The following is an 18842-nucleotide window of genomic DNA, read 5'->3' as shown; positions in this document are numbered from 1 at the left end:
GACGAGGCCTCAGCCACGACCCGGGGCCCGCACGCGAGGTGACACCAGGTCGGCAGGACGGTGTCCGCCCGTGAGCGCCGAGCCACCCCAGCCCGCCGACTCCCAACCCGGCTCCCAGCCCGGCCCGCAGCCCGGCTCCCAGCGCGATCCGCAGCCCGACCCCCAGCCCGACCCCCAGCGCGACCCGCAGCCAACGCCCGCGGACCCCGCCGACACCACGCGTGCATCGCTGCAGCACGGGGCGGTCCGCGGTGCGTACTGGACCATCATCAACACCTTCGTGTCGGTGCCGATCGCCTTCGGCGTCAACCTCCTCGTCGCGCGCGTGCTCGGCGTCGAGGAGTATGGGCGTCTCGCGTTCCTCACCACGCTGTTCGAGATCTCTGCGGCAGTCCTGGCGCTGGGAGTAGGCCCCGGGGTCATCCAGTTCGGGGCCAAGGCCCATTCCGCGAACCGGCGCGACGAGGTCAAGCGGCTGCTCGCCTCGGGGCAGGGATTCCGGCTCATGGTCGAGGTTCCCATCCTCACGCTCGTGCTGATCCTCGTGCTGCAGGTGAGCCCCGCGCTGCTCGTCGCGGTCCTCCTGCTCGGCATCCTGATTCCCGCGGTGCTGAACGGGGCTCCTCAGGCGCTGGGGATCGAGAACAAGACCGCGCAGGTTGCGCAGGTGGTCCTCATCAGCGGCCTCGTCACGCAGGCCGCCGTCGTGGTCGCGGCCCTGCAGGTGGGCACCCCGGATGCCATCTGGGTCACCCGGCTCGCCGGCAACGGCGTGATCGTCGGCCTCGCCCTGGTCTTCGTCGCCCGGGACTACCGGCGCGCGCTCTTCCGCCCCCGCATCCCGCCCCGCTTCCCACCGGGATTCTGGCCCTACGCCCTTCCGACCGGCCTCGCGGGGCTGCTCGCCATCCTCGTCGGGTCTCGCACCGAGGTCTTCGCGTTGACCGCCTGGTCCACCCCCGAGGCGGTCGGCGCCTACGCACTGGCATTCGGGCTCGCCGCGCACCTGTTCAGCCCGGCCCAGGCGCTCGTCGGACCCCTCGTGCCGGCCATCTCCGGTCTGCGCGAGATCGACGAGCACGCGGTGCTCCCGGCCCTGTTGCGAACCGTCCGCGCCTCCGCGTCCATAGCGGGCCTCTTGCTCGCTGTCGCCCTGCCCGCACTCGCCCTGCTGATCCCGACGCTGTACGGCTCGAGCTTCACCTCGGCCGCTCCGCTCCTGCTCGTCACCGGCGTCTTCGGCGGAATCGTGGTCGCGGGCAACCCGCTGCAGGCCTTCGTCCAGGCCCGCCTCGCCGGCCGGACGGTCCTGTGGTCGAACGTCGCCGGCCTGGCCGTGAACATCGCCGCAATCGTGGCCCTGATCCCCGTTATCGGCGTCTGGGGCGCCGCCATCGCGAACGGGGCGGGCGTCGTGACCCGGCTCATGATCATCGTGCGCAGCGAGGCGCGGGCGCTGGGCCTTGCCACCGTCCACGTCCTGGGGCGCGGACTCCCGGTGCTCATCGGCGCCGTCAGCGGGATTCTCGCCTGGCTGGTTGCAGGCGCCGTCGACGCGCCACCGGTCCTGCTCGCTGTCCTGGCCGTCGCGGTGGGAGCACCCGTCTACATCGTGCTCATCGTCGTGGCCCGCAGCGGCATGACGCGATCCGACGGGCGGGCCATCATGGGCGCGCTACCCGGCCCGGTCGCGCGGATCGGCGGTCCCGTGCTCAGGCTGCTGACGCGCGCCCCTGAGTGACCGTCCCCTCGCCGAGACTCGACGGGCCACCAGGCTCGCACGCGCCCGCAGGTGACGCGCGAGCTCACGGGCGGTCTCCGTGCGCTGGCCGCGACGGTGCGCGGCGCGGGCGGCGTCGAACGACTGCGCGGCCATCAGCTCGTCGGCCCGCTCTCTGCCGCGACGAGCCGCCGGCAGCACCCTGTCGTCGCCCTTGGCACGCGCACGGCGTTCGTGCTGCTCGATGACGAGCCTGCGGAACGTGATGCTCCCGAGGTAGTTCGACGAGTGGTTGCCCCCGTGCAGGTGATACTGCGTGACGCAGTCCTTCACCCACACAGGTGGTGGCCCGAACATCACGAGCTTGAGGATGAGGTCATGGTCCTGCGCCCACACGAGGAGTGGGTTGCACCCCCCGACCTGCTCGTAGGCTGCCTTGCTGACCACGATGCTCGACATGTTGACCATCTGGTCCGCCAGCAGGCCCAGATAGGTCACCTCACGGAGGGGGTCAGCCAGTCGCGTACCGTCGGCGAACAACCACTCGAAGGCCGTGTAGGAGAGCCATGCACCGGGCGAGCCGAGCAGTGCCTTGTGCTGAAGCAGCAGCTTGTCCGGGCTCCACGTGTCGTCATGGTCGAGAAACGCGATCCACGGCGTTCGCGCCCGGCTCACAGCGATGTTCCGCGCCATCGAGACGCCGACGTTCGCCTCGAGCCTCAGGAACGTGACCCGTGGGTCCTCGACGTGCACGAGCGTCTCGGCGGGCGGTGTCGACGCGTCGTCGACGATGATGCACTCGTAGTCCTCGAACGTCTGCGCGAGCACGGAGTCGAGGGCCACCTGCAGCATGTCCCCCGAGTTGTGTGCCGTGATGACGACGGTGATCTCAGCCATCGGCGGACGCTGCCCGTGGTCGTGGCGCGGGGAGTGCGGTCGACGTTCCTGGGGTAGCCACGCGGTCGCGGTACAGCCGCTCATACGCGTCGACGACGTGGTCGAGGCTGAACTCGCTCGCCCGGGTCGTCGAAGCCTCGGACAAGTCACGTCGCCTGCCCTCGTCGGTGAGCAGCTCGACCAAGGCTGGGCCGAGACCATCGAGCTCGGCAAGCACGCCGAACCGACCCTGCGCGGTGACGTAGCGGGCGCCGACATTGGGGGTCGCCACCACCGGGAGCCCGGACGCCATCGCCTCCGCGTACGGTATGCCGAACCCTTCGTAGGTCGAGGGCAGGCAGAACACCCAGGCCTGCTGGTAGACCCGCGCCAGCTCGTCGTCCGACAGCCGTCCCAGAACCCGGACTCCCTCAGGAACCGCAGCGGGAGCGTCCTGGGTCACCATCCACAGCTCTGCGTCAGGCACAGCCGGGCGGACCGCGCTGGCGAAGGCGTCCGCGAGCTCCCGACCACGTTTGCGCCCACCCCACGTCCCGACGAACAGGACCACCGGGTGCGCCGACCGCGATGCCGGCTCGGGACGGAAGCGCCTCGGGTCGACGCCGTTGGGGATCACCTCGCGGACCCACGGTGTCCAGCGGCGCGTGCCCGGCGAGACCACGACCGTCGTGTCCGCTACCAGGCTGGCCAGGACCTCGCTGAAGCCGAGCAGCACCATCCGGAGACGCTCCCAGACCCCCCGGATCCGGAGGGCTTCCTCGAAGCACGAGCCGTGCAGGGTCCGGACGTGGTTGGCCACTCGGCGCCGCCACATCCAGTAGTCGTCGCCGTGGGCGTGCAGGACGTCGTAGTCGGTGAAGTCCATGCGACGGAGCCGGGTCGCGAAGCGAAACGTCCGCAGTGGGCCCGAGATGGAGATCTGTCGATGGCCGTACGCCGCGCCGGAGACCGGAGGGCATTCGGTGAAGACGTCGACCTGGTGGCCGCGCCGCACCAGCTCTGTCGCGAGCGCGTGAACCTGGTACCCGACACCGATCTTGCTGCCGCTCGGCAGGTAGTACGAGATCATCGCGATGCGCAACGGCCGCGCGTTGGTCTCTGGACCGTTGGTCTCTGTCCCGCTGGTCTCTGCCGGGCTCACCGTGGCCTGCCTCGCCCGTTCATGCCAGTCCGTCGCGCAGGGCTTCGAGCCAGGCTCGACCGTCGCGTAGGTCCGGCTCCAGGTGGTTGCCCTCGGCCCACTCGTTCCACGACTTGACCCACAGGAGCCGCTCCTGCTCCGGGCGGTTCGCCAGGACCGAGACCGCCGACTCGACGTTGCGCCGGAACTTCTCGGGCGTGGCGCCGGTGAGGACCAGGCCGCCGCGGCCCGACCGGGGGGTGTTGTCCCAGTTCGGGTAGACACACGGCTGGGTGGTCGGCCCGTGGGGGTGCAGGCTGGCGGCATCCTCGCTGTACGGGTAGATCTCCGGCCCGCCGCCCATGGACTTGCGCAGCACGCGCATCCGCAGGTGCGTGTAGCGGTCGACCCGCGCCGGGATGCGCATGTAGACATCGGCGTCGAAGCCGTCGGCGGCGGCACGCGAGTAGCGAACCCCCGCGCCGAGCAGGTCGCTGGCCTCGGCGACGAGGTAGAGACCGTCGAGGCCGGCCTTGCGGGCCATCGCCTGCCAGCGGTCGACGAACTCCCGTGGGTCGGGCAGGTCCTCCGGACGGAAGACATAGAACACGGGTCGTCCGTCGACGCGGAGGTAGCGCTCGTCGCGGAAGGCCGGCAGCACGGTGTCGAAGTGACGCTGGTCGTCCTCCGGCCCGGGGTAGGTCTGCTCCTTGAGGATGCGGTCCTGCGCGCCGTGCCAGATGCCGGTCCAGGTCTGGTTGGCCCACGCCAGGCAGAACGAGATGCCGGGCTCACCGCTGGCCAGGACCTCGGCGAAGGGCCGCTCCAGGATGCGGTCGCCGTTGCCGAACCAGTAGTGCCAGTAGGCGAAGGCCTCGACGCCGAAGGCCTGGGCCAGGTCGCTCTGGAGCGCGCGGGTCTCAGGGACGCGAAGGTCGTAGAAGCCCAGCTCCGAGGGCAGGGTCGGCTGCTGGTGGCCCGGGAAGAGCCGGCGCGCCCGCGCCGTGTTGGTCCACTCGGTGAACCCCGGCCCCCACCACTCGTCGTTCTCGGGGATCGGGAAGTACTGGGGCAGGTAGAAGGCGATGGCCCGTGCCTTCATCGGTCATCCACTCCTTGTCGGATACGCGTCGTCGTGCGCGGCGGCGTGCGCGCTCAACGACCTAGACGCGGCAGCAGGCCGACCTTGTCGTAGACCCGACGAACCGTCGCCTCCGCGACCTCCCGGGCGCGCGCCGCGCCGTCGGCAAGGATGCGGTCGAGCTCGGCCGGGTCGGTCATCAGCTCGAGGGTCCGGTCGCGGAACGGCGTCACCGCCTCGACGACGACCTCGGCGACGTCCTTCTTGAGGTCCCCGTAGCCCTTGCCGGAGTAGTCGGCCTCGAGCTCGCCGATCGAGCGCCCGGACAGCGCGGAGTGGATCGACAGGAGGTTCGAGACGCCGGGCTTGTTCTCCTCGTCGAACCGGATGTCGCGCTCGGTGTCGGTGACCGCCGACTTGATCTTCTTGACCACGCGGCCGGGCTCGTCGAGCAGGCTGACGAGGCCTGCGTCCGTCGCGGCCGACTTGCTCATCTTGGCGGTCGGGTCCTGCAGGTCCTGGATCTTCGCGGTCGCCTTCATGATGTGCGGCTCCGGGACGACGAGCGTGTCGCCGAAGCGGGTGTTGAAACGCATCGCGAGGTCGCGCGAGAGCTCGAGGTGCTGGCGCTGGTCCTCGCCGACCGGCACGACGTCGGCGTCGTAGATGAGGATGTCCGCGGCCTGGAGCACCGGGTAGGTGAAGAGCCCGACGTTCGTGTTGGTGCCCTTGGCCGACTTGTCCTTGAACTGGGTCATCCGGCTCGCCTCGCCGAAGCCCGTCAGGCAGCTGAGGATCCAGTTCAGCTCGGTGTGCTGCGAGATGTGGCTCTGGACGAAGAGCACCGACCGCCCGGGGTCCACACCGCCGGCGATGAACTGCGCTGCCGTGATCCGGGTGCGCTGCCGCAGGACCGACGGGTCGGTGGCCACGGTGAGGGCGTGCAGGTCGGCGACGAAGTAGTACGCGTCGTGAGTCTCCTGCAGCCGCACCCACTCGACGAGCGCACCGATGTAGTTGCCGAGGTGGAGCGAGTCGCTCGTCGGCTGCATGCCGGACAGGCTGCGCGGTGTGGAGGTCGGGACGGTGGGCGTCGAGGGCATGGGTGCATTCTGGCCCATAGATCGGCCGGGACCGCACGGAGTCCGGAAGTCAGAGGGCGTATTCGACGACGACTGGTGCGTGGTCGCTCCACCGCTCGGCATACGTCGGGGCCCGGCCGGCGTAAGCAGCGGTGGCCCGCTCGGCCAGCCGTCTCGTCGCGAGCTGGTAGTCGATCCGCCAGCCGGCGTCGTTGTCGAACGCCTTTCCCCGCCAGGACCACCACGTGTATGGGCCTGGGCCCTCGCCCGCCAGTCGCCGGTGCACGTCGGTCCAGTCGCCCGCCTCGAGCCATCGGTCGAGGTAGGCCCGTTCGGGCCCGAGGAAGCCGGACTTGGTCAGGTTGCCCTTCCAGTTCTTGAGGTCGGCCTCGCGGTGGGCGATGTTGAGGTCGCCCGTCACGACCATGAGGCCGCCCGCCGCGGCCGCGCGCCGCATCCTGCGGCTCATGGCGTCGAGGAACTCGTACTTGACCGTCTGCCGGTCGGTCCCTGCCTCCCCGGTGTGGACGTAGGTCGAGGCGATGGTCATGGGCCCGGAGGGCGTGGAGATCTCGGCCTCCACCCAGCGCCCCGCGTCGACGAAGTCGCCGTCCAGCCCCACCGCGTATGCCGTGTGGGTCTCCCTGGTCGCTACCGCCACCCCGGCGCGTCCTTTCGCATCACCCTCGGTGTGCGCGACCGACCAGTCCCCCAGGCCGATCTCGGCGAGCACCTTGGCCAGCTCGGTGTCGCTCGCGCGGACCTCCTGCAGACACAGGACGTCCGGAGCCGCCTGCTGCAGCCATGGGACCGCCCCGCGGCGGGCGGCGGCGCGGATGCCGTTGACGTTGGCCGACACGATGCGCATGCGCAGATTGTGCAGGAGTCCGCCGACAGGGATTCCCCCGGGCCGGTCGCGCCGGGCTGCCTAGAATGCGGTCGTGCCGTCTGACGCCCTCGCCATCGCACCTGTCATCCTCGCCGTCGTCCTGGTCGTCAGCGCCGTCGGCAAGCTCCAGTCACCGCGACGCTCCGCCGAGGCGTTCCGCGACCTGCGGGTGCCCGCCCCGTTCAACAGCAAGCCGGCCGTCGAGGCGCTGCCCTGGGGCGAGATCCTGCTCGCGCTGCTGCTCCTCGTCGCGAGCGGCTGGCTCGGCGTCGTCGCCGCCGTTGCCGCGGTGCTGCTCTTCGCGGCATACCTGCTTCTCGTCGTGCGCGCGCTGGGCTTCGACGTCCCGGTGGACTGCGCGTGCTTCGGCGAGTTCGCGCCCGGGCAGATCGGACGGCGCACGGTGGTGCGCAACGGGTGGCTCGTCGCCCTGGCGGTGCTGGGCCTCGTCGGGTCGTTCGGCGGCGACTCGCTGCTCGGACGCGTCGTCGACGGCACCGCCCCCTGGTGGTGGCTCGCCGCCGCCGGGGCAGCCGCGGTCACGACCTTTCTCGTCACGGCCCCCGCACGTGGCGATGCCGCCAGGAGCGCCTCGTCCAGCACCGGTGCCGATGACGATCCAGCCGAGCAGGGCGACTATGTGCGGGCCATCACGCCCGCCCTGCCCGTCGTGCTCGGTGACGGCACGGAGACCGACCTTCGGCAGCTGAGTGCGAGCCGCGCCCAGCTGCTGCTGTTCGTCTCCGAGGGCTGCTCGCCGTGCGTCGAGGTCATCGAGGCCACGCCACGGTGGCGTGAGCAGCTCCCGCAGCTCGACGTGCGCCATGTCGTCGCTGTCGATCCGGGTGTCGGCACGCTGACGGCGCAGGACGAGCCCCGCTCGCTGCACGACCCGCTCTACCGGCTCCCGGCCAGCTTCGGGTTCCGCGGGACGCCGTCCGCGGTCGTCCTCGGCGCCGATGGCCTGCTGGCCGGTGGACCGGTCACGGGCGATGTCGAGGTCGCGGCCTTCGTCACGGACATCGCCGAGCAGCTGGGCGCCAGCACCCTCGACTGACGCCCAGGACGAGCGCCCGCGCCCCGCCGCCCCTCTCCCCGCCCCAACACCAGACCCGCCCAGCTCCGGCAACACACCGAGCAGTCGCAAGGTTCTGCGGTTATTTCCATGGGGTGCTTGCGGTTTCCCGGTGTGTTGCGGTGCTGACGAGCCGGGCGAGAGGCTGGGCTGACCGCCGCGGGAGTCCGGAGACAAGAAACGGCGGCACCCGTCGGGGTGCCGCCGTTCTCGCGTCTAGGACCTCACATCGTCGTCGGGATCGGGAAGACGTTGGTCACGTTGCAGCTGCCGCCGCCCTCGGTGGCCGGAGGCGTGCTGTGGATACCGCTCGTGATGCAGACCGGAGCCAGGTCGATCGGCGTGCAGGAGCCGCTGAAGCAGTCGTACCGCTGGTAACACAGCGACATCTCGGCGTTCTGGCTGTTGCCGGTCGGCTTGTCGGCCGTGTAGACGAGGATCTGCTGCTGCGCGCCGTCCGGCGTGCAGAAGGCGTGCGCAGCAGGTGCGCCACAGGACGTCGTCGCGCAGACGCCCGAGCAGGTGGGGCTCGCGCCGCGGATCGAGACGTTGAACCCGCTCACCGCGGTGCTGTTGATCTTGACGTTGCTGATGACCGTGATGCCGATGGTCGGCAGCGGGCCGGTCGTGTTGTTCGCGGTCAGCTCGAAGACGTAGCCCTTGAGCACGTCCGTGGCGTTGCCCGGAAGCTTGCAGGCACCACCGGTGAACTCGAGCGGCCCGTTCGATGCCGCGACGGTCGGCGCGGCGCCAGCCACGACAACCGCCGGTACTGCCCAAGCGGCACCCTTGACAACAGAGCGCCGGCTTGGAGACGTCGACTGGACGCCATGGTTGTTCGACATGTGTAAATCCCCCACTCGATGAATAAACCCCGAGACGCGCTGCCAAGATACCGGAAACCTGCGCCTTGCATACCCCGTTCGGGCTATTTTGGGACAACCGCCAAAGGTCACGATTCGGAGACGACGACGTGCTCGGCGGTCAGCGCATCGACAGCCTGCCAGACCACGTCTTCCGGGTCCACTCCATCCGGCTCGCCGAGCCGTTCGACCAGTATTTCGGTCAGCTCAGGGAGGCCCACAGCACCGCCTGCTTCGTCGAGGACATCGAGCAGCGTCGAGCCGACCGGCGACAGGACGAGCACCCGGTGGACGAACCCGTTGTCGACGAGCACCACTGTCCCGTCGGCGGTGTCGAGACGATCGACGACCGCACCGCGCCGCACGACGACCCGGTCGTGCTCCTGCCCTGGGGCGTTCATCGCCGCCCCCGCAGCAGCTCGGCGACGATGGGTTCGAGGTCGTGAGCATCGTGGTAGCGGACCAGCCGCAGGCCGCCCACCTTGTCGACGAGGTCGGCGAGACGTTGCAGCGGATGGTCCAGCTCGGCGATCGACGACGTCTCTGGCGCGAGTGCGACGAGTCCCTCGAGCAGGCCGACCCGCTCCACCACGACCGGCTCTCCCGGGTCGAGGTCGCGTCGCAGCGCGACGAGCGACGCAAGCCACGGGTCGACCGCCGGCGGCTCGAGCCCGAGCTCCTCCGGCGGGACCTCGTCCTTGAGCGTCGGCGAGTCGGGCCGCCGCACCGAGAGCGGCTTGGAGTACGGCGCGATCGAGCCGTCGAGGGCGACGCCGACCGTCTCGTCGGTCACGTACCCCCGGCCCCGGCCGAGAGTGCGCACGACGGTCGTCTTCCCGGTGCCGCCCGGCGCGACCACCGCGACGGTGGCTCCCGTCGACTGGTCTGACAGCGCGGCGGCGTGGAACATCAGCAGCGAGCCCGCCCGAGCGCGGATCGCTGCGCCGGTGACCTGCTGGGTGAGCCCCTGCATCGTCCGTGACAGGGACTCGTCGCTGTCGTCAGACGGGGTCGCCGCCGTGACCGTGGCCGCGATGTCGCTCCCGGGCTCGGCGAGGCACAGCCGCCAGGTCCGCTCGACGGCGGCTCGCAGCTCGCGCGTCGGCACGAGGATGCGGATGACGGCGCCGAGGGCACGCACGTCGACGGGACGGTGCACGGTGAGCTCCTTGGTCATGTTCTCTCCCGGTCGCCGGACAGGCGGTCGATCACGGCGGCCATCTCCGTGACGCGATGGCTCCAGTCGAGCTCGTCGACGCGAGAGGCATCGGGCTCCTCGACCGGCTCGCCCGACCCCGAGAGCGCCGCATGAACAGCGGCCACGAAATAGTCCTCCGGTGCGACGACCACATGAGGGTCGTCCGTGTCACGGAACCCGGCAACCGGCGAGGCGACGACGGGACGGCGCGCGGCGGCATACTCGTACAGCTTGATCGGGTCGAGGCTGTCGGTGAACGGCGTGACCACATGCGGCACGACGAGCACGTCGGCGTTCTGGAGGTACGCGGGCACGTCGCCGGAGTCGCGCGGCCCGAGCAGCACCACGCCGGCGTCCTCGAGCCGGGTGCGTTCGGCCGGCTGGAGCGCGTCGGGTCCGACGAGCACGAGGTGCCCCGCCCCCTCGAGCCCGGTCGCCGTCTCGACGCAGAGGTCGAGGTCGAGACGGTCGGCGTGCAGCGTGCCGACGTAGAGCGCAACCGGTCCGGCAGGCAGGTCCGCAGGACGCGGGCGGTCGACGCGGTATGCCGCCACGTCGACGCCGTTGTTGACGAGCGTCACCGGCCGGTCGGCACCCTTGCTCTCGGCGAGCGCCGGCGAGCAGACGACGATCTCGTCGCACCGGTCGAGCAGAATCGTCTCCTGCGCCACGATGCGGTCGGTCTCGCGGGCGGGCCGGACCGCCTTGGTCCAGTCGTCGGTGATGTCGTAGAGCGAGGGCCACGGAGTCGCGGACACCAGCAACGCCCCAGTCGGGTCGTTGACCCACAGCACCGGGTCGACGAGCTCGAGCTTGCGCACTGCACGCAGCACCTGCCGGGCCCAGCGCTCGTCGAGGCGGGCGTCGACCCGTCGTGGGAGCCACTTGGTCGGCTCGAGCAGCCACAGCCGCCCCTCGCGTATGCCGTCCAGCTCGGGCGCGGGGCGCAAGCCTCGTCCCCGACGGGGCTGGGCGGAACCGAGGGCCGCATGGATCGGGTCGGTCGAGGGCTCGACGAACAGGACGCGCAGGTCGGGTTCGCGGCGCAGCAGGCCTGCGACGAGGTGCTGGTTACGTCGCCAGACGGTGTCCCAGGCCTCGAGCGAGGTCACGACGAGATCCATCTCAGAGCACCGCCTCGTAGACGCGCCGGGTGGCCTCCAGCTGCTGGTCGAGCGTGAAGTGCCGCTGCTGCGCCTCCCGAAGACTCCGGGAGTAGGTCGCCCAGGACTCCGGGGACTCGGCCAGCCGGCGGATCGCCTTCGCGGCAGCGTCGACGTCGCCCGCGGGGTACAGCCGGGCGCCCTCGACGGTGCCCAGGGTCTCGAGGTGCCCTCCCGATGCCGTGGCCACAACGGGCAGGCCGCTCGCCATCGACTCGATCACGCTCAGGCCGAAGTGCTCGGACGGGCTGGACGCGACAAGGATCCGGCTGGTGCGCATCAGCTGGCCGACATCGGAGCGCTGCCCGAGGAAACGGACCGAGTCGCCGGTGCCGAGCTGCTGAGCCAGCCGTTGGAGGGACCCGCGGCACGCGCCGTCGCCGGCGACCTCCATGCGCCAGCCCTCCGCGCCAAGCCCGGAGATGGCGAAGGCTCGGATGGCCTCGTCGGTGTGCTTCTCGTCCTCGAGCCGCTGTGCGACGAGGACGACGGGCTCCCTGCTCGCCCAGTCCGGTGCGGCAGGCTCTGGTGGCACGCCGGGATAGATCATCACACTCTCGCCCTCGACGGAGTCGGCGACGAAGCGGCTCACCGAGATCTGCGCGGCGATGTGCCGGGCGACGAGGCTCGACCCCAGGTGGACCAGGGCGTGCCGTCCGCGCCGCTGCGCGAAGTGGCGGGTGCAGACCAGGGGCACCCTCGAGCCGATCATCGCCACCGAGCACGCGAGCTCGGCCGCAGTCATGTGGGCGTGCACCACGTCGGCGGCGCCGAGATGGTCGCGGACGGCGAGCCAGACCGCCGCCACCGACGTCGCGGGGACCACCTGCGCCGCGCCGGGCCCGAGGACGTTGCGCATGCGCATCGGGTCGCCACCGATCACCGTCACCTCGTCACCGGTCTCTGCCTGAGCCCGGGACAAGCGCGCGACGTAGTTCTCGACCCCACCGAACGCGTCTGACCTGATCGCGTGGACGACCCTCATGTCGCGTCTCGCACGGGGGTTTCCGCGAGCCGGCCCAGCATCGTGAGGTACCGGTCGGCCACCGCGGACCACGAGTGCTCTGTCGCCGACGCGCGGGCCGCGGCGCTCGCACGGGCGTGGTCGATGGACAGCACCCGGCGCAGTCCGTCCTCGATGGCCGAGCATGTGCCCTCGACGACCGCGCCGTTCACGCCGTCGACGACGACGTCCGGGACGCAGCCCGTGGGGGTCGCGACCACCGGGACACCGGACGCGAGCGCTTCGAGGACGACGAGACCGTACGACTCGTAGGCGCTGGGGCTGGCGAGCACGTCGGCGGCGGCGAGCCACGGACGAGGGTCGGGGTGTGCGCCGGCGAAGTGAAGTCGCGGCCCCAGCCGGACCGCCGCGGCGGTGGCCACCTCGGCGCGGACCATGTCGGGGGTGCCTCCCACCACGAACAGGTGCACGTCGTCGCCGAGCCCGGCTACCGCCTCGACGAGGGCAGGCAGCCCCTTGCGGCCGAACTCGTTGCCGATGAACAGGACGCAGCGGTCCGCTGGGCCCAGCCCGAGCGCAGCCCGCGCCTGTGCCCGCTCGTCGTCGGACGGCGGCCGGAAGCGATCGATGTCGACGCCGTTGCCGATGACGACGGTGGGGATCGCCAGCCCGGGGTATGCCGCTCGCAGCAGGCGGTCCTCGTCGTTGACGAGGTTGACGACGAGCCGGTGCGTCTCAGGGCGGGTGTAGCGGCGCCGGTCGCGGAGCGTGGTGAAGAGGTGAAGCGGGTTGCGGACCATCCGAAACCAGTAGTGTCCCCGGGCACGCATCGCGGCCTGGACGATCCCGTGGTTGACGTAGACGTCACCGGCAAGCGCGTCGTTGTGACAGACCGACAGTGCTTCGGGGTGAGAAGCGAGGTAGCGACGCGCTCGGCGGGTGCCCACCGTGGAGAACCAGACGACGCGCGCGATGAGGGCCAGCCGACCGGTCACCCCGCCACCAGGCGCTGGCAGCCAGGCACCTCCGGCGTCATCGAGGGTGAAGCGCCGGACGTCGATCCCGCGCTGCTGCCACTCCTGCTCGAGGTGGTGGGCGACCGCACCGACGCCGGTGCCCGGCCCGATCTCGGGGGTGATCTGGACGATCGTGGTCATGAGGCTCCCGCCGGGATCCTGTGCCCATCCGGGGCGACCACCCCGGCAGGCTCGGAGGACTCGGGTGATGCGCGGTCGGCATACGCCTTGGCGCCCAGACAGATGCCGAGCACGACGAACGGAACCGAGCCCTGGACCGCGGCCCAGAACAGGTCGAACTGCGCCTGTGCGAACCGGTTGACGAGCACCGCGAGCGCGACCGACCCATAGACCGGGTCGAGCTTCCACGCGACGCGCAGCGTCACGATGAGCAGGGCCACGAACGCGGCGAGGCCGAGCAGACCGCCGGAGGTGAGCACCTCGATCTCGGCGTTCGGCGGCTGGAACCGGACGACGAAGCGGTCGGTGTACCACCATCGGAGGCCGACGCCGAACCACGGGTCGGTCATCCAGACGTCGATCGAGTCCTGCAGCCAGGAGATGCGCTGGAACACCGAGTTGAACTGGTTGCCGGACTGGATCTGGTCCTGGACGAGGTTGGTCACGAACAGCGCGAGCGGACCCATGATGAGGAGGATGAGCTTGGACCGGCGGTGCTCGCCGTTGGACCGAAGGACGAGCAGGAACACCGCGGCGATGAGCCCGATGACCGCCTGTCGCGACTGGGTCAGCAGTGTCGCCACGATCATGAGCGTCATGAGGACGACCGACACGCGCTTGCCCAGCCCCACCCAGCTCGGGCGGGCGTACACGATGGTGGCGCCGATCGCGGTAAGAGTCCCGACGAAGTTCTTGTGCATCGGGTACGGGAAGCTCGGGTAGACCGGGGCGAACTCCCCATTGGCGAAGTGCACGGCGCCCTCGACGATCGTGATCACCGCGAGAACCGTGATCGTCCCGACCAGCAGGCGCATGCCGAGCCGGGCATGGCCGTTGGCACCGACCGCCCAGCCGACGATGAGGCCTCCCGAGACGGTCATCCACGCGTGGGCCCACTCGGTGGCGTTCGCGGCATACGGGTTGTTGACGACCGTGACCAGAGTTGCGAACTGGTATGCCGCCGAGGCCCAGAGGACGGCCCGCATGCCCGAGGAGAACGGCCGCCGCGCGAGCAGGAGCGCTGGCAGCGTCGCGAAAGCGAGGGCGAAGTCGGACAGCGACAGGTCGACGCCGGAGCTGCCGACGCGGATGACCGCGAGCAGCAGCGGCAGCACCGCGAGCGGGATGAGCCCCGGCTGGACGGCCGTGATGCCGATGGCAAGCACCGCGACCGCGATCATGATCGCCGCCTCGGGCAGGTCGACGGCCAGGCGGCCGACCGCCACGAACAGCACGAGCACACCGAGGACCAGGAACACCCGGCCGAACCAGCCGGGTGCCGGCCCGGCGCGTCGGCCTGCGGTGGTCACGCTCGCCATTGTGCCCCCACTGCCGGTGTGTCGGAGCCGTCGTTCATGGGGTTGGGGGCATCCGCACCGGCGCGCACCGCGTCGGACGGGCGGACCTCAGTGCGGCGAGGACCAGCGAGGTAGAGCCGCATACGCTGCCCCGCTGCCTGCCCACGCTCACCGCGGAGGACGACTGCGCGCACTGCCGAGCCGGCGACCTGGCCGGCCCGGCTGACCTGCCAGCCCAGCGTGCCGTGGTGCTTTCGCAGGTACGTCTCGTGCCCGGCGTGGAAGTGGGTCTCCCGGCGCTGGGCGTCGGTGCTCGTCGCCGCGCCGAGATGGACGGCCCGCGCCTGCTCCACCACCGCGTGCCGCCAGCCGAGGCGGGTGGCCCGGTAGGCCCAGTCGGTCTCCTCGGCGTAGAGGAAGAAGCTCTCGTCGTCGAAGCCGCCGACCTGGTCGAGCGCCTCGCGTCGGAGCAGCAGCACGGAACCGATGACGTACCGGGCGCGCCGGAACCGGCCCAGCCCCGCGGCTTCGACCCAGGTCGCGACCGGCGACGGGAAGGGCCAGTAGACCTGGGACTCGCGGCCCTCGGCGTCGGCCTGGACGGGCCCCACGCTCGCGAGCTGTTGGTCCGCATGCAGCGCGCTCCGCAGGGTTTCGATGTCGGCCGGCTGCACGACGGCGTCGGGGTTGACCAGCAGCACGTCCGCGGTGGGGTCGATGTGCCCGAGAGCGACGTTGACCCCGGCGCCGAATCCGCCGTTGCGGCCCGGGTCGAGGTAGCGCGCGCGGGCGGCGTTCGCCACCGCGCGAACTTGGCCCGACGAGGAGTTGTCGACGACGGTGACCGAGAGGCCACGCAGTGGCTCGAGCGAGGCGCGCAGCAGGTCGGGCTGGCCGTACGCGACGACGACGACCTCGAGGGGACGCTCCGTCGGAGCGTCGGGATCCGCCCGGTGTGCGGCGGTGAGCAGCAGCCGTTCGTGCTCGTGCGCGACGTGCTCCCACGACGAGGCGGCTGCGCGAGCGAGGCCGGCGCTCCGCAGCCGCTCGGCCAGGTCAGTGTCCCGGCCCGCCTCCGCGAGTGCCTTCGCAAGATCTGCCGGCTGGCCCTCCGGGACGACCAGGGCGGCCTCGCCGACCACCTCGGGCAGGGCGCCGCTGTCGCTGACGACCACGGGTATGCCGCACGCCATCCCCTCGAGCGCCACGCGGCCGAACTGCTCGACCCAGCTCGTCGTGGTCAGCGAAGGCACGGCGAGCACGTCGAGCGACCGGTAGAACGCGGGCAGCCGCTCGGGCTCGACCGCGCCGAGGATCTCGACCCGGTCCGACACGCCCAGCGTCTGCGCCAGGGCCTCGAGCCCGGCCCGCTCGGGCCCGTCGCCGCAGACACGGGCCCGGAGCGACTCGTCCAGCGCCAGAGCCCGGAGGAGGACGTCGACCCCCTTGGCCGCGTCGAGCCGGCCGGCGAAGCCGACGACGACCGTGCTCGAGCCCCCCGCGGAGCCGCTCGCGCCGTCGGAGCCGTCGGTGCTGTGGGTGGCCGTGGTGCGCGGACCACCGCCCGGGGTGAAGACCGTCAGGTCGGTCCCGAGGTCGATGACGCGGGCACGGCCCGGAAAGCCCTTACGCTCGACGATGCGCCCGGCCGCGGCGTTGCAGACGCTGACACCGGCCGCCCCCCGAAGCGCCCAGCGCTCCAGCCATCGGAACGGCACGGGGTAGCGCTTGTCGATGTTCTGTGCGGAGTAGAGGACGTAGGGGGCCCGCTGGCGGCGGAGCGCCCGTAAGGCGATGATCTCGGCGGCTGCGAGCGAGAACGGCTCCTCGTGGATGTCGACGACGTCGACCGGCTGCCCGAGACCGGACCAGAGCGGCCGGGGGTCGTACACGAAGAGCGCGGGGTGGGTGCCGAACGTCCGCACCGGCGCGACCTCCTCGCCCGGCCGCGCAGCAAGGGGCACCACCCGCCCACCCTCCGACCACGACGCGGCGGAGAACAGCGAGACACGGTGGCCCCGCGCCCGCAGCGCCCGCTCCCGTTCGCGCCAGGCGTCGACGACGGCACTGTGGGACACCCGTAGTGCCCACATCAGCATTCCTCCTGCTTCGCTCGCACGCCGGGGATGTCCCAGAGACGGCGCAAACCCCTGTGATGATATGGGAGGATGCTCGCACGTACTGTCGAGTTGGGCCGGGGGCAAGGTGACGTTCCGGGAGTTTCTCAGCGTTCTGGGAGCACGTTGGCGGATCATCGCGCTGAGCCTTCTCGCGGTGATCGCAGCGACGGCAGTCCAGACGATGCTGACGCCTGCCACCTACACGGCAAGCGCAAAGATCTTCTTCTCTGCCACGGATCCCAGCCCGCAGGCAGGAAAGGACGCGGGCCGGGCGGCGCTCCAGGCATCTGACCTGACGACCTACCTCGAGGTGCTGACCCAGCCGCCCGTCACGGACCCGCTGCGCGCGAAGCTCGGCCTGTCGCCCGGCTACCCCCTGGGCCTGTCCGGCGAGGTGTCGCAGAACGCCCCGATGATGACGATCACGGCGACAGGTGGCGACCCGCAGGTCATCGCCCAGATCGCGAACTCGGTCGGCCCGGTGCTGGCCGAGGTGTCGACGGCCAAGAAGTTCTCCCCGCTGCTTGCCGCCAACGACCAGTCGGTGCAGTCCGAGACGATCACTCCTGCGACCCCGCCCGGTGAGCCGACATCGCCGAACGCCAAGCGGAACCTCTTGATCGGCGGCCTCCTGGGCATCGCGATCGGCATCGGCCTCGCCCTGCTCACCCACACCCTCGACACCAAGGTCCGCAACGAGGATGACATCAAGGCCCTGTCCGGCCGTCCCATCCTCGGTGACATCCCGCTGGTGAAGACCGGCAAGGACGGCCTGCTGTCCCTCGAGAGCGACCCGCACGGCAGACATGCGGAGTCGATTCGCAGGTTGCGCACCAACATCCTGTTCGTCGACGTGACGACGGGCGGCCACTCCTTCGTGGTCACCTCGTCGGTCCCCGGCGAGGGCAAGACCACCACGACGATCAACCTCGCCCTGGCGATGGCGGATGCGGGCTCCAAGGTGCTGCTCATCGACGGCGACCTGCGCAACCCGTCCGTGGCGCGCACCATGGGCCTCGACGGCTCGTTCGGCCTGACCACGCTGCTGCTCGGCCACGCCGAGCCCGACGACGTCATCCAGCGGTGGCGGCAGTCGTCCCTGTTCGTGCTCCCGGCCGGCCCGATCCCACCGAACCCCAGCGAGCTGCTGGGCTCGGAGCCGATGGAGCAGCTCTTCGGCAAGCTCGCCCACGACTACGACTTCATCCTCGTCGACAGCCCGCCCGTGGTGCCGGTCATCGATGCCGTGCTCATCAACAAGCTGACCCACGGCCTGATCATGGTCGTCGGTGCCGAGCGCACCCGCAAGAAGGACCTCGCGAGTGCCGTCCAGTCGCTCGAGACGGTCGACGCACCCGTGGCCGGCTTCGCGCTCAACATGGTCCCGGCGAGCTCGTCGACGGCATACCGCTACGGCTACTACGGCTACAACCGCGACGCGGACGTCAAGCTGAGCCGCCGCGAGCGGCGCGAGCGCGACAAGCGTCAGAACACCCCCACCCGGGGCTCGGTTCGCGTCTGAGGTTCGCCCGCTCGTATGCCGTTGATGGATCGACGGTTGCTGGGCTACGCGCCAGCCAGGCGTATGCCGCCCGGCCCAGCCACGCCCGACCGACTCCAGCGGCCCTTCTTTTCCACGTCGAGTGGGCGCCCCGTCCCACCCGTCACACACGAACCCGCCCCACCATGTCGGGCGCGTGGGACGGGGCGGCCACTCGACCAGAGACGTCGGGCAGGTTTCTAGGGCACGCGACGGCCACGCGCAGGCCGCCGGGCCGGCCAGGCGTATGCCGCCCGGCCCAGCCACGCCCGACCGACCCCAGCCGCCCTTCTTTTCCACGTCGAGTGGGCGCCCCGTCCCACCCGTCACACACGACCGCGCCCCCACGATGTGGGGCTCGTGGGACGGGGCGGCCACTCGACCAGAGACGTCGGGCAGGTTTCTAGGGCACGCGACAGTCAGGCGCAGGCCGCCGGGCCGGCCAGGCGTATGCCGCCGGGCCGGCCAGGCGTATGCCGCCGGGCCCAGCCACGCTCGACCGACCCGAGCGGCCCTCCTCTCCACGTCGAGTGGGCGCCCTGTCCCACCCGTCACACACGAACCCGCCCCACCATGTCGGGCGCGTGGGACGGGGCGGCCACTCGACCAGAGACGTCGGGCAGGTTTCTAGGGCAC

General features: G+C 71.0%; 16 protein-coding genes. 3 read left to right on the top strand and 13 right to left on the bottom strand.

The window, feature by feature from the left end:
• The first annotated feature begins 70 nt into the window (after positions 1–70).
• The gene (locus tag ACWEOW_RS24275) at positions 71–1741 is read left to right on the top strand and encodes an oligosaccharide flippase family protein (RefSeq protein ID WP_452271826.1); all 1671 of its coding nucleotides are present in this window, start codon (positions 71–73) and stop codon (positions 1739–1741) included.
• Here the strand turns inward: ACWEOW_RS24275 and ACWEOW_RS24270 are convergent.
• The 5 genes from ACWEOW_RS24270 to ACWEOW_RS24250 are packed head-to-tail and all read right to left on the bottom strand — an operon-like array spanning position 1676 to position 6768.
• Complete coding sequence (locus ACWEOW_RS24270; RefSeq protein WP_452271825.1) at positions 1676–2617, bottom strand: glycosyltransferase family 2 protein; 942 nt, start codon at positions 2615–2617, stop codon at positions 1676–1678. The two genes, ACWEOW_RS24275 and ACWEOW_RS24270, sit on opposite strands and share 66 nt — an antisense overlap.
• Positions 2610–3758 (bottom strand): glycosyltransferase family 4 protein, encoded by a 1149-nt coding sequence (locus tag ACWEOW_RS24265; protein WP_452271824.1) that lies wholly within the window; start codon positions 3756–3758, stop codon positions 2610–2612. Before ACWEOW_RS24265 ends, ACWEOW_RS24270 begins: the two co-directional genes overlap by 8 nt.
• Positions 3759–3777: 19 nt before the next feature.
• Positions 3778–4839 (bottom strand): glycosyltransferase WbsX family protein, encoded by a 1062-nt coding sequence (locus ACWEOW_RS24260; protein ID WP_452271823.1) that lies wholly within the window; start codon positions 4837–4839, stop codon positions 3778–3780.
• 53 nt (positions 4840–4892) lie between these two features.
• Positions 4893–5939, bottom strand: coding sequence for a tryptophan--tRNA ligase (trpS, locus tag ACWEOW_RS24255; protein WP_452271822.1), 1047 nt, complete (start codon positions 5937–5939; stop codon positions 4893–4895).
• Between the two features lie 31 nt (positions 5940–5970).
• Positions 5971–6768 (bottom strand): exodeoxyribonuclease III, encoded by a 798-nt coding sequence (locus ACWEOW_RS24250; RefSeq protein ID WP_452271821.1) that lies wholly within the window; start codon positions 6766–6768, stop codon positions 5971–5973.
• A gap of 73 nt (positions 6769–6841) precedes the next feature.
• Here ACWEOW_RS24250 and ACWEOW_RS24245 point away from each other — a divergent pair, with 73 nt between their 5' ends.
• Positions 6842–7846, top strand: coding sequence for a TlpA family protein disulfide reductase (locus tag ACWEOW_RS24245; RefSeq protein WP_452271820.1), 1005 nt, complete (start codon positions 6842–6844; stop codon positions 7844–7846).
• Positions 7847–8088: 242 nt separating this feature from the next.
• Here ACWEOW_RS24245 and ACWEOW_RS24240 read toward each other — a convergent pair whose 3' ends face one another.
• The 8 genes from ACWEOW_RS24240 to ACWEOW_RS24205 form a co-directional block, all read right to left on the bottom strand.
• Positions 8089–8709: a hypothetical protein gene (locus ACWEOW_RS24240; RefSeq protein ID WP_452271819.1), complete on the bottom strand. Its 621-nt coding sequence runs from the start codon at positions 8707–8709 to the stop codon at positions 8089–8091.
• Between the two features lie 107 nt (positions 8710–8816).
• The gene (locus ACWEOW_RS24235) at positions 8817–9128 is read right to left on the bottom strand and encodes a hypothetical protein (protein WP_452271818.1); all 312 of its coding nucleotides are present in this window, start codon (positions 9126–9128) and stop codon (positions 8817–8819) included.
• Positions 9125–9904, bottom strand: coding sequence for a hypothetical protein (locus tag ACWEOW_RS24230; RefSeq protein ID WP_452271817.1), 780 nt, complete (start codon positions 9902–9904; stop codon positions 9125–9127). Before ACWEOW_RS24230 ends, ACWEOW_RS24235 begins: the two co-directional genes overlap by 4 nt.
• The gene (locus ACWEOW_RS24225) at positions 9901–11037 is read right to left on the bottom strand and encodes a glycosyltransferase (protein WP_452271816.1); all 1137 of its coding nucleotides are present in this window, start codon (positions 11035–11037) and stop codon (positions 9901–9903) included. Before ACWEOW_RS24225 ends, ACWEOW_RS24230 begins: the two co-directional genes overlap by 4 nt.
• 13 nt (positions 11038–11050) lie before the next feature.
• On the bottom strand, positions 11051–12073 hold the full coding sequence (locus tag ACWEOW_RS24220; RefSeq protein ID WP_452271815.1) for a glycosyltransferase family 4 protein: 1023 nt from the start codon (positions 12071–12073) through the stop codon (positions 11051–11053).
• A complete protein-coding gene (locus ACWEOW_RS24215) occupies positions 12070–13209 on the bottom strand; it encodes a glycosyltransferase family 4 protein (RefSeq protein WP_452271814.1) in 1140 nt (379 codons plus the stop codon). Before ACWEOW_RS24215 ends, ACWEOW_RS24220 begins: the two co-directional genes overlap by 4 nt.
• Positions 13206–14558, bottom strand: a complete 1353-nt coding sequence (locus ACWEOW_RS24210; protein WP_452271813.1) for an O-antigen ligase family protein — start codon at positions 14556–14558, stop codon at positions 13206–13208. The genes ACWEOW_RS24215 and ACWEOW_RS24210 overlap by 4 nt, the downstream gene beginning before the upstream one ends.
• Complete coding sequence (locus tag ACWEOW_RS24205; RefSeq protein WP_452271812.1) at positions 14555–16645, bottom strand: glycosyltransferase; 2091 nt, start codon at positions 16643–16645, stop codon at positions 14555–14557. Before ACWEOW_RS24205 ends, ACWEOW_RS24210 begins: the two co-directional genes overlap by 4 nt.
• Positions 16646–16820: 175 nt before the next feature.
• Between ACWEOW_RS24205 and ACWEOW_RS24200 the strand changes: the two genes are divergently transcribed.
• Positions 16821–18188 (top strand): polysaccharide biosynthesis tyrosine autokinase, encoded by a 1368-nt coding sequence (locus tag ACWEOW_RS24200; protein WP_452271811.1) that lies wholly within the window; start codon positions 16821–16823, stop codon positions 18186–18188.
• Positions 18189–18842 lie beyond the last annotated feature (654 nt).

Source organism: Monashia sp. NPDC004114 (assembly GCF_053603855.1).
This window is presented reverse-complemented; position numbering and strand designations above follow the sequence as displayed.